The organism is Nitrospirota bacterium (assembly GCA_030645475.1).
GTDB lineage: Bacteria > Nitrospirota > Nitrospiria > Nitrospirales > Nitrospiraceae > Palsa-1315.
The window spans coordinates 131,411-144,279 of sequence record JAUSMA010000015.1 but is presented as its reverse complement, the minus strand read 5'-3'; the positions used below and the strand labels follow the sequence as shown (position 1 = coordinate 144,279).

The 12,869-nt window shown below is 59.3% G+C and carries 13 protein-coding genes; 3 read left to right on the top strand and 10 right to left on the bottom strand.

The annotated features are described in order from the left end of the window. Positions 1–14: 14 nt before the first annotated feature. From ilvD to Q7U76_03695, 10 genes are all read right to left on the bottom strand, one after another. Complete coding sequence (ilvD, locus tag Q7U76_03740) at positions 15–1,688, bottom strand: dihydroxy-acid dehydratase (GenBank protein ID MDO8355486.1); 1,674 nt, start codon at positions 1,686–1,688, stop codon at positions 15–17. A 7-nt stretch (positions 1,689–1,695) separates the two neighbouring features. Continuing rightward, positions 1,696–2,034, bottom strand: coding sequence for a PepSY domain-containing protein (locus tag Q7U76_03735; protein ID MDO8355485.1), 339 nt, complete (start codon positions 2,032–2,034; stop codon positions 1,696–1,698). Between the two features lie 54 nt (positions 2,035–2,088). Then, on the bottom strand, positions 2,089–2,709 hold the full coding sequence (locus Q7U76_03730; GenBank protein MDO8355484.1) for a periplasmic heavy metal sensor: 621 nt from the start codon (positions 2,707–2,709) through the stop codon (positions 2,089–2,091). A 51-nt stretch (positions 2,710–2,760) separates the two neighbouring features. After that, entirely contained in the window at positions 2,761–3,396 is a 636-nt protein-coding gene (locus Q7U76_03725; GenBank protein MDO8355483.1) for a MarC family protein, read from the bottom strand. Then, positions 3,393–4,421 (bottom strand): DnaJ C-terminal domain-containing protein, encoded by a 1,029-nt coding sequence (locus Q7U76_03720; protein ID MDO8355482.1) that lies wholly within the window; start codon positions 4,419–4,421, stop codon positions 3,393–3,395. The genes Q7U76_03725 and Q7U76_03720 overlap by 4 nt, the downstream gene beginning before the upstream one ends. 92 nt (positions 4,422–4,513) lie before the next feature. Beyond that, positions 4,514–5,134, bottom strand: a complete 621-nt coding sequence (locus Q7U76_03715; protein ID MDO8355481.1) for an acyloxyacyl hydrolase — start codon at positions 5,132–5,134, stop codon at positions 4,514–4,516. Further along, a complete protein-coding gene (locus Q7U76_03710) occupies positions 5,131–6,069 on the bottom strand; it encodes an ATP-binding protein (GenBank protein ID MDO8355480.1) in 939 nt (312 codons plus the stop codon). Before Q7U76_03710 ends, Q7U76_03715 begins: the two co-directional genes overlap by 4 nt. Continuing rightward, on the bottom strand, positions 6,066–6,371 hold the full coding sequence (locus Q7U76_03705; GenBank protein MDO8355479.1) for a MoaD/ThiS family protein: 306 nt from the start codon (positions 6,369–6,371) through the stop codon (positions 6,066–6,068). The genes Q7U76_03710 and Q7U76_03705 overlap by 4 nt, the downstream gene beginning before the upstream one ends. Before the next feature lie 191 nt (positions 6,372–6,562). Beyond that, complete coding sequence (galT, locus tag Q7U76_03700; protein ID MDO8355478.1) at positions 6,563–7,567, bottom strand: galactose-1-phosphate uridylyltransferase; 1,005 nt, start codon at positions 7,565–7,567, stop codon at positions 6,563–6,565. 96 nt (positions 7,568–7,663) lie between these two features. Then, entirely contained in the window at positions 7,664–9,865 is a 2,202-nt protein-coding gene (locus Q7U76_03695) for a glycoside hydrolase family 57 protein (protein MDO8355477.1), read from the bottom strand. Positions 9,866–10,148: 283 nt separating this feature from the next. Here Q7U76_03695 and Q7U76_03690 point away from each other — a divergent pair, with 283 nt between their 5' ends. The 3 genes from Q7U76_03690 (at position 10,149) to Q7U76_03680 (ending at position 12,682) form a co-directional block, all read left to right on the top strand. Then, entirely contained in the window at positions 10,149–10,541 is a 393-nt protein-coding gene (locus Q7U76_03690) for a VanZ family protein (protein MDO8355476.1), read from the top strand. A gap of 135 nt (positions 10,542–10,676) precedes the next feature. Beyond that, positions 10,677–11,780, top strand: coding sequence for a phosphotransferase (locus Q7U76_03685; GenBank protein ID MDO8355475.1), 1,104 nt, complete (start codon positions 10,677–10,679; stop codon positions 11,778–11,780). A 161-nt stretch (positions 11,781–11,941) separates the two neighbouring features. Further along, positions 11,942–12,682 (top strand): NDP-sugar synthase, encoded by a 741-nt coding sequence (locus Q7U76_03680; protein MDO8355474.1) that lies wholly within the window; start codon positions 11,942–11,944, stop codon positions 12,680–12,682. Positions 12,683–12,869: the final 187 nt, after the last annotated feature.

The following is a 12,869-nucleotide window of genomic DNA, read 5'->3' as shown; positions in this document are numbered from 1 at the left end:
AGCCTTGTTCACTCCTACGTGGTAATCGCCCCTTCCGACGCAGAGGAGACGTGCCGCGCGTACTTGCCCATGACGCCTGAGGTGTAGCGTGACGCCGGTTGCTTGACCTTCTTGAGCCTGGCCTTGATCTCTTTCTGCGAAACCTCCAGGGTCAGCGTTCGTTTGGCGATATCGAAGACAATTATATCGCCGTTTTTCACGGCGCCGATCGGGCCTCCCTTGATGGCTTCCGGTGCGACATGGCCTGCCATCAGCCCATGGGTGGCGCCGGAGAAGCGGCCATCGGTGAGGAGCGCAACGGAATCGCCCAAACCTGCACCGACGATGGCCGCAGTCACGCCCAGCATTTCTCTCATGCCTGGGCCGCCGGACGGGCCTTCGTAGCGGATTACCACGACATCGCCCGCTTTGATTTTGCGGGATTGCACGGCGGCAAAGGCATCCTCTTCTCGATTATAGACTTTCGCAGGGCCGCGGAATGTCATGATCGAATGTCCGGCCACTTTCACGACGCAGCCATCTGGCGCGAGGTTTCCCTTTAAGATGACGAGCCCACCGGTTTTCTTGATGGGATTCGAGAGGGGCCGAAGCACTTGTTGGCCAGGAGTTTCCTTGGCGTCTTTGGCCTCTTCTCCAATCGTTCGTCCGGTCACGGTCGGTTGGTTGGCGTGCAGGATCCCGGCATCGAGCAGCCGTTTGGCGACCAAGGTGGTCCCTCCGGCTGCATACAGATCCGACGCGGTAAATCGTCCACCCGGCTTCAGGTCGGCGAGCAACGGGACCTTCCGATTGATCTTGTCGAAATCGTCGATGCTCAACTTGATGCCTGCTTCGCGCGCGATGGCGAGCAGATGCAACACGGCATTCGTCGAGCCGCCGGTGGTGGCGACCGCGGCAATGGCATTCTCCAGCGATTTCCGCGTGATGATCTGCTTGGGGCGCAGGTCTCGTTTCAGTAGATCCATGACCATCACGCCGCATTCGAAGGCCACGTCGTCTTTCTTCTGATCCATGGCCGGCACGCCGTTCCGTCCCATCATCGAGATGCCGAGGAACTCGAACGCGATGGCCATGGTATTGGCCGTGAACTGGCCGCCACAGGCACCGGGGCCAGGGCAGGCATGGTCTTCGAGGTCTTTGAGCTCGGCATCGTTCATCGTGCCGGCTGCATGTTTCCCCACGGCTTCGAATACGTCTTGAATGGTCACGTCATGGCCTTGGAACTGGCCCGGCATGATCGAGCCGCCGTAGAGCATCACCGAGGGCAGGTTCAGGCGCGCGAGCGCCATCACGGTGCCAGGGATGGTCTTGTCGCATCCGGAGAGTGCCACCACGCCGTCAAAGAGGTGTCCGCGAGCCACGAGTTCGATCGAATCGGCAATCACTTCCCGGCTGATCAGCGACGCCTTCATGCCCTCGGTGCCCATCGAAATACCGTCCGACACGGCGATCGTGTTGTATTCGACGGGGGTGCCGCCTGCGGCTCTGATACCGGCCTTCACCCGCTCCGACAATCGGCGCAGGTGGAAGTTGCAGGGCATGACTTCGATCCAGGTATTGGCGACGCCGATGATCGGACGAGACAGGTCCTCATCGGTGAATCCCACGGCTTTCATCATGGCACGGGCCGGTGCCCGATCGGGCCCGGCCAGCAAATCACGGCTTATCAGTTTCAACTCTTTCGGCATGGCGTAACTACTTTCCTTTCTTGCCTTCTTTTTTCTTCTCGTCCTTCTTCGCTTCCGTATCGATCACGGTGCCGGTGGCGGCATCGATGTGGACTTCCGTGACGTTTCCATCCGCGCCGAGGACCTCGACTTCCCAGATGGTCTTGCCATGTTTCTTTTCAAGCTCCGCTTCGACGACCGTCCCAGGCACCTTCTCGGAGGCAGTCTTGATGGCTTGATCGATCGTGACTTTGGCCTCTTTCACGAGGTCCGTAACCTTCGCTTCCTTGTCGTCCGCCCAGGCACTGGAGCCGACGGCGAATAGGAACCCCACGACGCCCGCTGTGATAATTCCCAACGTTCTCATGGTGCACCTCCTCGGTGGATGGCCCGGTTGACTGCTCGCGCGTCCTGTATCGAACTACTGTACTTTCATGCTCGATGGAGGTGCCGGATGAGCCGCATCGCCGCTCTTGTGAGGATTTTCTTTCATCGCGCCGCCATGGGGGTTGCCGTGACCCTTGCTGTCACCCTTGTGCTGCTGCATCACCTTGTCATGCTCGGCCTTCTCCTTGGCGCGCTGTTCCGGAGTTAAGAGGGCGAGCACATCCCGCTTGGCTTTGATGGCGGTCATGCGTAAGCCGGCCTGCAGATCCCCGCTCTGCTTCAACTTGGCTTCGATCGCTCCCAAATCCGACTTTTCATCTTCGGTCAAGGCCTTCAACTCCCGCTCCGCCACCTGAATGTCGGCCTCGCTCTTAATGCGGGTCTTGTCCAGGTTGAGCTGCATCTCCTTGAGTTTCGCCACTTGCTCCGCCGTCAACCCGATTTCCTTCTCGTGCTTGAGCAGGTGACGGATGAGGTGGCCGGTGCTGTTATGCATCATGCCCGCACCATGTCCCCCCATCGAACCATGCCCGCCTTCGGCATGCCCTTCCTTGCCGTAGCCTGGCTCGTTAGCCCAGATTCCGGTCACCCCAACGGTGAGGGCAAAAATAGATGCGAGACCGAGTGTCGCGATCGTGCCTGTTCTCCGTGTCATGAAGACCTCCTTAGGTTGAACCGATATGAAAACATGAAAAATGTCACCTGCCTATTGTCCCAGTAACCCCTGTTCGCCTTTGAGCCCGTTGAACAGGAATTGTACCGCCAGGGCCGCCAGCACCAGCCCCATCAAGCGCGTGATAATTTTCTCGACGATAGGACTCATCCACTTCGCACTGGAAGCTCCGATGGCCAAGGTCACGTAGCTTGCCAGACCGACCAAGACAACGCAAGCCAACAACATCCCCCGTTGAGCCCAGGAGCCCGCCTGCGCCTCCAACAGAATCACGGTCGATATTGCGGCAGGGCCGGCCAACATCGGGACGGCCAGCGGCGTAATGGCAATGTCGTCTTTCGTCGTGCCTTCGGCTGTTTCTGCCGCCGTTTCTTGGACCGGAGATCGCTGTGCACGCAACATATCGAGGGCGACCAATAAGAGTACGAGCGCCCCGGCCACTTGGATGGCTGGGAGCGTAATCCCCAAGAGGGTAAAGAATCGCTGGCCGATGAGCGTAAATCCGATCAAGATGCCGACGGCCACGAGGCAGGCGGTGCGAGCCATATGAAGCCGGTGGCCGATCGAATCGCGCGCCGTCATGGCCAAAAATGCCGGGACCGTGGCGATGGGATCGACGATGACAAAGAGAGAGCTGAACGACAAGACTGCGTATTCCGTGAGCGTCATGGGTGCGATCGGCGGCGGGCCTGAGCGAGCAGCTCGGCTCGCGGATCCGGATGTTCGATGGCTCCGAGTTGGCCGTAGAATGTGCGCTCCTCGTCGGTCAAGGAGGGGGGCATCACGATCTGAATGGTCAGAAAGAGATCGCCGTGTCCGCCTGCTGCCGCAGGGAGGCCCTTGCCCTTGAGTCGAAGCTTGCTGTCGGCCCGACTGCCAGGCGGAACTTTCATCCGAACCGGCTCCGTCAAGGTGGGGGCCATCACTTCAGCGCCCAAGGCCGCTTCCCAAGGGAAGACAGGGAGGGAGACATGAATGTCGCTCCCCTGTCGGCGAAAGACATGATCCGGAGCGATCGTCACGCGCAGGTACAAATCGCCCGGTTTGCCGCCGTTGGTGCCGGCTTGTCCTTTACCAGCCACGCGAACTCTCGTGCCGTCCTGAACCCCGGCGGGGATGCGCACTTCGATGGTATTCGGTTGCAGCGTCGCGCCATGCCCCTGGCAGGTCGGACAGGTTCGTCCACGAAGGGCGCCGCTTCCGCGACAGGTCGTACAGGGCACGGGCTCTTGCAGGGTCATGCGTTTGGTCACGCCGGTGAAGACTTCGGCCAGCGTGAGCTGCACTTCGGTCTCAAGGTCTTCGCCCTGCATGGCAAAACCGCGGCCATTGCCGCCTCGCCCTCGTCCCTTGAACAGATTTTCGAAAATGTCGGAGAAACCTTCTCCTCCGGGCGCCTGGTTCTGGCCGTACTCCTGGGCTCCGGCCTGGCGGCGTGCCTGCTCGTAGGCCTCGGCTTGCTCCCAGTTGGCGCCATGCTGATCGTATTTTTTGCGTTTATCCGGATCGCTCAGGACTTCATGCGCTGCGTTCAGTTCTTTAAACTTCTTCTCCATCTCGGACTTCTTTGACCCGCTATGGAGATCGGGATGGACCTGACGGGCGAGACGGCGATAGGCTTTTTTAATGTCATCTGCCGAGGCAGATTTAGGGAGTCCGAGAACCTGGTAGTAATCGCGTTCTGTGGTTGCCATGGGAGAGGAAATAAGGTTGTTTCAGCGCAGGTCAACTATCGAGAAAGCAGCTTACGGGGTCGGTCGGATCTTTGCAAGAGCCGAGCACATGATCAAGAGAAGGAATAGGAAATCCCAACAAGAGGGAGTCCGAAGTTGAGGCCGGAATTTGGTGTGCGTGTGCCGGCATTGGAGATGTGGACGAATCGATAGCCTGCGTTCAGGGCCCATTGGGGCGTGAGAAGCCACGCACATCCGGCCCCACCCCAGACCACGAAGTTGAACTGTCCCGGTTGCTCCGGGACCCGGCCCCCCAGGTCAGTCCATAACGGCCCGCCGCCGCCTTCGATGTACGGGCGTAGCCGACCGAAGCCGGTGAGGCGGTATTCCAGTTTTGGCGTCACTCCGACTCCAGAGGCCGTCTTCGGTTCGGATGTCCGGAACCCCAGCAGCTCGGCGCCTAACGCGATCTGGCCTCGATACCAGCTTGAGCCAACTGGATCGGTGAGCGTCATGGCCCAGGATGGTATCGCCGCGCCACCGAAGAGTTTGGAAGATTGGCCAGGCAGTAGGCGAATGGGAAAGAAAGGGCCGGCCGCAAGCCCCACCGCTTGTGTGCCGATGGCGGGAGGAGCGCTTGGTTCATCAGCGCGAGCGAGAAGAGGGGATACGCAAACAACGGCTGCCAGCACACCGGCCCGTATGGCGAGGAGACAGCGGGATCGAACCCTCATGAAATAGGGAGGACTTTGGCCCGCGCCATCATCTTGCAATACGAGCAGATCTCGGCGGTGGTGGGCTGGCTGCATGAGGTGCAGGGGTGGAGGACGGCCCGGTCTTTCTCTGTCATGGTCGTCGCAGTGGGCTGCTTCTTCTTTTGCTTCTCAAGAAATCCCCAATAGAACGTCTGCTTCGTGCCGGGCGATTCGGTCTCCAGACGGTTCAAGACCTCCTTGTACTGGAGCGTCTTGGAACCTTTGGCCATGGGGCATTCTTCGACGATGTAGTCGATCCGGTTCAAGACCGCATAGGCTGCGAGTTCCCGCTCAGAGAGCCGGTAGAGGGGTTTCACCTTCTTGGCAAAGCCTGCCACCGAGGCCGGCAATGAGGGGCCCTGCTTATCGAGGTATTCTTCCTGCCAATGCAGCACGTTACCCAGGAGTCTGGCCGCTTCGTCGTCGAGATTATGGCCCGTAGCCATGACATCGTATTCCTGTTCGATCGCCACGCGATTGAACTGGTACCGTTTGATGGTCCCACATGTAGAACAGGTCGGGCGATGGATGAGCATGGCCAGTTCCTTGATCCCTGCGCCTGCCTCCTGTTCGACTGTGTGGAGGTGCAGCTTGGCTCCATGGGAGGCGGCGACCGCCTCAGCGAACTTCGTCACCTTGGCATGGGATTGTTCGGAATAGGCTCCGATGCCGAGGTTGACATAGAGCGCGTCGGCGCGATAGCCCAGCTTGAGGAGAATGTCCCAGAGCGCCAGGCTGTCTTTGCCGCCTGACACGGCGACGAGAATCCGCTCTTCTTTCCCAAACATCCATTCCGACTTGATCGCCCGCGCCACTTGATCGTGCACGAAGCCGTTGAAACAGCCTTTGCAGAAGGCCGCATTGTGGCGGGGGAGACCGATGACCGCTTTGGTTTTACATTTTGTGCAATTCATTCTTGGCTCGTGAGGCGTGAACCATGCGGGGTGAAATGTGGAGAGCCACCGGAAATGACCGGTCGAATTTCAACCTGATCGGCGTCGTACAGCATCTCATCTTCGGTGACGAGGTCGTCGCCCTTGATGACCAGATGTGCTTCGACGACGAGGTTCAACTCTCTCAAGAGATCTTTGACCTTCTTGGGGCCTTTGACTTCGACTGTTCTTGCTGGATGGCTGAGTTGGACTTGCATGGGGGCATCATAGGCTGGGCGATAGGCACGAGGCAAGGGGCGAAGTCTGGCAGGATGCTGAAACATGCCGCCAGCATCGTTCTCGGCTCATCGAAATCCTCAACGTACCCCTCGGGGGTACGTTGAGGATTTCGATGAGCTTGCGGCCTTGCTGAACGGCCTTTTTGAGCATCCTGCGGGAGGGTTTTTCTGTTGTGGTACACGTGCGGACATCCGTCATGTCGTTTGACGTCTCACGTTTCACGTCTGACGGTCGTTTAGATCGCTGCTTCGCGCAGAAATTTCGCCGATTCTTCCGGTGCCACAGGATTGATATAGAATCCCGTGCCCCATTCGAAGCCGGCCACCTGGGTCAGCTTGGGAATGATTTCGATATGCCAATGGTAGAAGTCCCCGGTCTTCTCGTGGAGGGGGGAGCTATGCAAGATGAAGTTGTAGGAGGGGTTGGCCAGCACCTTGTTCATGCGTCGGAGTGTTTCGGAGAGAATCGGCGCGAGAAACTCGAATTGGGTCTTTTGGCTTTCCTCGAAGTAGCCGGCATGGCGCTTGGGGAGAATCCACATTTCGAAGGGAAAGCGTGGCGCAAATGGCGTGACGCAGACGAACTCCGGATTCTCCGCCACGATGCGATCGCCATCTGCGAGATCCTGTCGGAGAATGTCGCAATAGATGCAGCGCTCTTTCTGTTCGTAGTGCGCCCGACAACCATCGAGTTCTTCCTGGACGCTGGTGGGGATAATCGGCAGGGCAATGAGTTGTGAGTGGCTGTGTTCGAGTGTGGCGCCGGCTGACGCACCCTGGTTTTTGAAAATCAGGATGTAGCGGAACCGCAGGTCTTTCTTCAGGTCGATCATGCGATCGCGATAGGCCCATAGGACATCCTCGATTCGCTTCGTCGGCATGTCGGCTAGGCTATCGGTGTGGCTTGGGGTTTCGATGATCACTTCATGGGCGCCGATCCCGTTCATCCGGTCATAGAGGCCGAGGCCTTCGCGGTCGAGGCCGCCTTCGACTTGGAGCGCGGGGAACTTGTTCGGCACGACGCGCACGGTCCAGTTCGGGCCGTTGGGCTCCAGCGGTTGCGGACGATAGGCCATGATTTCTTTCGGCGTCAATCGTTCTTGGCCTGGACAAAAGGGGCAGAGAGACGCCGCCAATGGCCGTGCGGCATGCACGGGAACGAAGTCGTGTGGCCGGGCATTCCGTTCCGTTGAAATAATCACCCACCGGCCGACAATCGGATCACGTCGTAAATCAGGCATCTTTTCCTCCAGACAGGTTAGGGGCAAGGGGCTAGAGGCCAGCGGTTAAGTCTTCTCTTCCCTCTCGCCTCGAGCCTCTGGCCTCTCGCCAAAGTTTCATACGCGCCACAGATTCGCTTCAAACTCCGGGCCTGGCACGAGAAAGATCGCGGGCTTGTACTGCGGGTAACGTGCCACTTCCAAGCGATGTTCCAGGATCAGAATGGTCATGCGGAGTTCCTGCCCGGGCGTGAGCTGTAAGTCCTTGAACGGCACAGCCAGTTCGAGAATCTGCCGATGACAGATCGATGAGTAGGGGCCGATCTCCTGCCACGACCCACTGGCCAATTTTTGCGAGAGGATAAATTGGTCTGTGGCTGAGGGCGCGAGTGCACAGGACAGCCGATAGAGGTGCTCGGGTGTGTGCAGCTGCAGCTCGACCGTGAGTCCTGCCTGCCGAGGCTGCGACTGCTCGTCCGGATCGAGCCGGAGATAGAGGTGGTCCAGACTCCAGCCAAACTGGATATCGGTCAGTACGCCTTCGGCTTTCCACATCGCACCGAGCGGCGGCTGCGTCGTGATCTTCCCTGCTCCGCGCCACTCGAAAAAGTCGGTTACGCGCCCATCGATGGAGGGGTTCAGCAACGCAAGCGGCGCAGTCACCAGATCTGTATCCGGCATACCGCGTGGACTACAGATCGCTTGATTCAAGAGATCCGGCGGCGTCAGTCCTGCGATCGTCCAGACGTTGCGAAGGTGGGTGCGAAAGAGCCGGTCGAACTCCTCGTTGTAGCCGCAATCGAAATCGTCCCCATACCACCAGAACCAATCGCTGCCTTCGGCGGCATAGAGCTCATCCCAGGCGGCCTGGGCCCGATCCGCGGGGAGGGTCGCAGAAATCTCGGCGAGGCGGGATCGCGTGTGGCTCACCAGATCCCATCCCCGATTGTCTTCCTGATGGCCGATCCAGATCTTATAGTCCTGATTGATCCAGGAACCTGAATGGAGGTGGCTGACCCGCCGGGTGGCCGGCGCGGCATCGAGCGCGTCGGAAATCGTGGCGGTGGTGGTGCGGAGCTCGTGGCCATCGAGCGCGCCGGTCGAGCAAGCCTTATAGAGGAGAGACAGAAACTGCTCGCCTCCCTCGTGGTAATGCTCCCAGGGGTTTTCTCCGTCGAGCACGATCCCGATGGTGACCTGTTCCTGTGGCGCATCGTGAATGATCTGGCGCAGCCGGCGCAGGACATCCTCGGCCGCCATCTCAGGCGTGGTTTTGTGGTAGACGAATCCAAGCGCGTCGGAGATCTCCCGATCCCGAAACAGCATCGTGACGTCCTGGCCGTCCGGCCCGACCTGGTAGGGCTGATAGAGATCCCGGTGGCGTTCCCAGGGTTGCTGGGCCGCGTTGAGCGAACGCGCGAGGATGCCTTCGTCGGTCGCGAGCCAGCGCAGCCCGACCTTCGGCAGCATGGGAATCAGTTCCGGACAGACGGAGCCCTCCGACGGCCAGAGGCCTACCGGGGCTCGGCCGAATGTGGCGGCATGAAACTCGACGGCACGCCGTAGCTGCGTCTCGGCATCTTCCGGCGCATGGAATCGTGAGGGGAGCGGAAGGTCCGGTCTGGCGCGTCTAGTAAAGTCGGTATCGATGACGAGCGGCAGGATCGGATGAAAGAACGGCGTCGTCGTGAGCTCGATTTGTTCACGCTCCAGCAGTCGTCGATAGAGCGGCACGATCTCCCGGACTGCGACGAGCTGGAGGGCCAAGACCTCCTGTTTGTCCTCTTCCGTAAAGCCCCGGTTTTTCGCACGCAGGGCTGCCAGGCGTGGATAGCGACTGACGGTGCCGTAGCCGAACCAGGCGAGGTTGTGCCAGGTCTGCAAGTCCAGCAGATCCTGCGTGGAAAACTGCCGCGCCACCCGCTCCAGTTCGCGGCCTGAGACGTCCGTTCCGCGCTTCACGAGCAATTCATGGTAACGCGGGTGGGGGCGCACCATCGTGGCCCAATTGGCGGAGAAGAAATGGCGGATGAGAAAGGCTTTTTCTTCCGGACGAAGATCCGCCGCCGGGCGCTGCGCATGTTCGAGAAAGAGGTCGCGTACGGCTCCTGATCCGACTTCTTGCAGTTGCCGCAGGAGCGAGGGGGTAAAGTTGAACGTGGATTTGATCGAGGGGAACTTCTCCAGTACATAGGCCATGTCGTAGTAGGCCTTGGTGGCATGGAGCCGCACCCAGGGCATGCTGGCAGACCCCGCGACCGGGTCCGTGTAATAGGGCTGATGCATGTGCCAGAGAAAACAGATGTGGGCGGTTTTCATGGTTGAATGCTAGTAGCAGGAGGCTGAAACAGTCCGCCAGCTTCGTTCCCGGCTCATCGAGATCCTCAACGTACCCCCAAGGGTACGCCTCCGGTTTCGACTCGCCTGCGGCCTTGCTGGACGAACTGTTTGAGCCTCCTGCAGGAGTAGGGTTCTGTTGGTTACATTACACAAAAGGGTCGTGGAAGTTTTTGCATGGCTATCGATATAGTCTTTCCGCAACCTGTTCGTTATAAGTATCTCATAGGGTAGGGGACGGAGCGAGAGGAAATTAATGTGTGACGTGGCTAGGCAAGATACGACGACTCAGGTTCTTTGGTATTGGTTGCCGGTGGCCCTGTATGCCGGATTGATTTTTTTTCTGTCGGCCCAGTCGCATCCGGAAGATGACCTACCATCGTTCTTGTTCAAAGAGGTGAGCGACAAGGTCTTGCACGCGGTGGAGTATGGCCTCTTGGCCGTGCTCTGTTACCGGGCATTTCGCTGGGCAGCAGGGCCGGCTATCGCCCGGCAGGCAGTCGTGCTCGCGATCCTGACGGCTTCGGTTTACGGCATCACGGATGAAGTGCATCAAGCCTTCGTCCCTCTTCGCGAGTCCAGTTGGCAGGATTGGCTGGCCGATACCATTGGTGCGGTCATTGGGGCTATGAGCTGGCGGTCCATCAGATCGGAATGATGCGGCGGGGTGGCCTCCACTGCGCGCGGTTAACGAGCACCGGGGACCGGTAGCCCACCCTCCAATTCCACTGCACCACGTAATGAATATCCATGTCGTGACAAGGTTTGACTGCATCGGTATAATGCGAGACCAATGGCTACTGTCGATCCTGCCGCGCCGAAACAGCCACTGGCCTTGCCGGATCCTATCCTCGTGGCAGCCACAGTCGAATCTCGACTGCCCTTTCAGGGACAATTCAAATCCCTCACGCCATTAGCGGGCGATGCCTCCAACCGACGGTATTTTCGCATCGAGTTGACCGGGCCCGCTGCTCGCCCTGTGATTCTCATGCAGTTGGCCGAGGCGGAGGCCTTCAAGCAATCGGAAGAAGCTGTCAGCGGGGCGGCACATCAGGTCACCGAGTTGCCGTTTCTGAACATCCTCTCCCATCTATCCAAAGCCGGTGTCTCCGTTCCTCGCCTCTATCATTATGATCGGGCGGCAGGACTGCTCTATCTCGAAGATTTCGGGGACCTCACCCTGTCGGAGGCCTGTCGTCAGGCGAGTGCGAAGGAGTTGGAAGCGCGTTATACGCAGGCGGTCGATGTCCTCGCGCAGATGCAAGCGAAGGCCAGCTCACCAGCCGATCCGAACTGTCTCGCGTTCCACCGAAGCTTCGATGTGCCGCTCCTGATGTGGGAGTTCGATCATTTTCTCGAGTACGGCATCGAGGCGCAGCGGGGCGCACCGATCGAGGCCGAGTCTCGACGCACGATTCGCGGCGAATTCGAGAAGATTGCCGAATTGTTGGCGGGAGCGCCACGGGTGTTTGTCCATCGGGATTACCATTCTCGCAACCTGATGGTGGACGGCGCACGGTTGGGCGTGATCGACTTTCAGGATGCCTTGATGGGGCCTGCGACGTACGATCTCGCCTCGTTGCTGCGCGACGCCTATATCGAACTCGACGAGGCGCTCATCGACCGGTTAATCGATCGTTTCTTCGATCGAATGGCAACAGCCGGGCAAGCCCGGATCAACCGGGAGACCTTTCGGCGCCTCTTCGATTTCACGAGTATCCAGCGCAACCTCAAAGCAGCCGGGCGATTCGTTTACATCGATCGCATCAAAGGCAATCCCAAGTTTCTGGCCGACATCCCCCGTACGCTGGGCTATGTCCGGCGAAATCTCCAGAAGTATCCGGAGCTGTCCGCGCTCCGCGCACAGTTAATCCGGTATGTGCCGGAGTTGCAATGAAAAATCCAGGCTAGTGGCAAGAGGCTAGGGGCTATGGGCGATCGGACCCGTGAGGAGCAAGAGGCAATGGGTAGAATAATCTTCTCTCTAGCTGCTAGCCCTCTGTCCCTTGTTTTCCCTTTTGCCGTTCGCCCCGTGCCTCTTGCCAGCACGAGCCATCGATGAAAGCCATGATCCTCGCAGCGGGCTTAGGCACGCGTCTGAGGCCGCTGACCAACTCGATTCCGAAGCCGCTCCTCCCCATTGCGGGAACTCCCCTGATCGTCTGGAACCTCTTGCTGCTGAAGCGGCATGGGTTCCGCGATGTCGTGATCAATCTGCATCACCTCGGACCGATGATCGAGCAGGCGCTCGGCAATGGTTCCCGGTACGGGCTGCGGATCATTTACTCGCGCGAGCCGGTGATCCTGGGTACGGGGGGGGCGCTGAAGCAGGCAGAGCCGCATTTTTGCGGTGAATCGGTCTTGGTGCTCAACGCCGATACCCTCGTCGAGCTCGACTTGGGAGCGCTCTGTGCGTTTCACCAAGAGCGCAATGCCATGGCCACGTTGGTCTTGCGCGAAGATCCTGAGGCGGCACAGTGGGGTCTTGTCGAGATGGATCAGGACCATCGCATCGTGCGAATCACGGGACGTGGCCGTCCGGATCAGGTGCCGATCCGGCCTCGCATGTTTGCAGGAATTCATGTGCTCCGTACGCGGCTGCTCCGCGAGGTGCCGAAGGGTGTGGCATCGACCATCATCGACCCCTATGTGGCGTCGATTGAGCGGGGAGAAACGGTGTTGGGCTACGATTGTACCGGCTACTGGTCGGATGTCGGGACTCCTGAACGGTATGCGCAGGCCGAACATGATGCGTCGCTTGGCCTGATTTCTCTTGCGGCCAGACAGCTCCCCACCTAGCAGGAGGCTGAAAAATCCCGCCAGCTTCGTTCTCGGCTCATCGAAATCCTCAACGTACCCCGAGGGTACGCCTCCGGTTTCGATTCACCTGCGGCCTTGCTGAACGGCCTTTTTGAGCCTCCTGCGGGAATGTTTTCCTGTTCATTCCTCAGATGGGAACACTGAAGGTCGAGGGGGCCACAGTAGT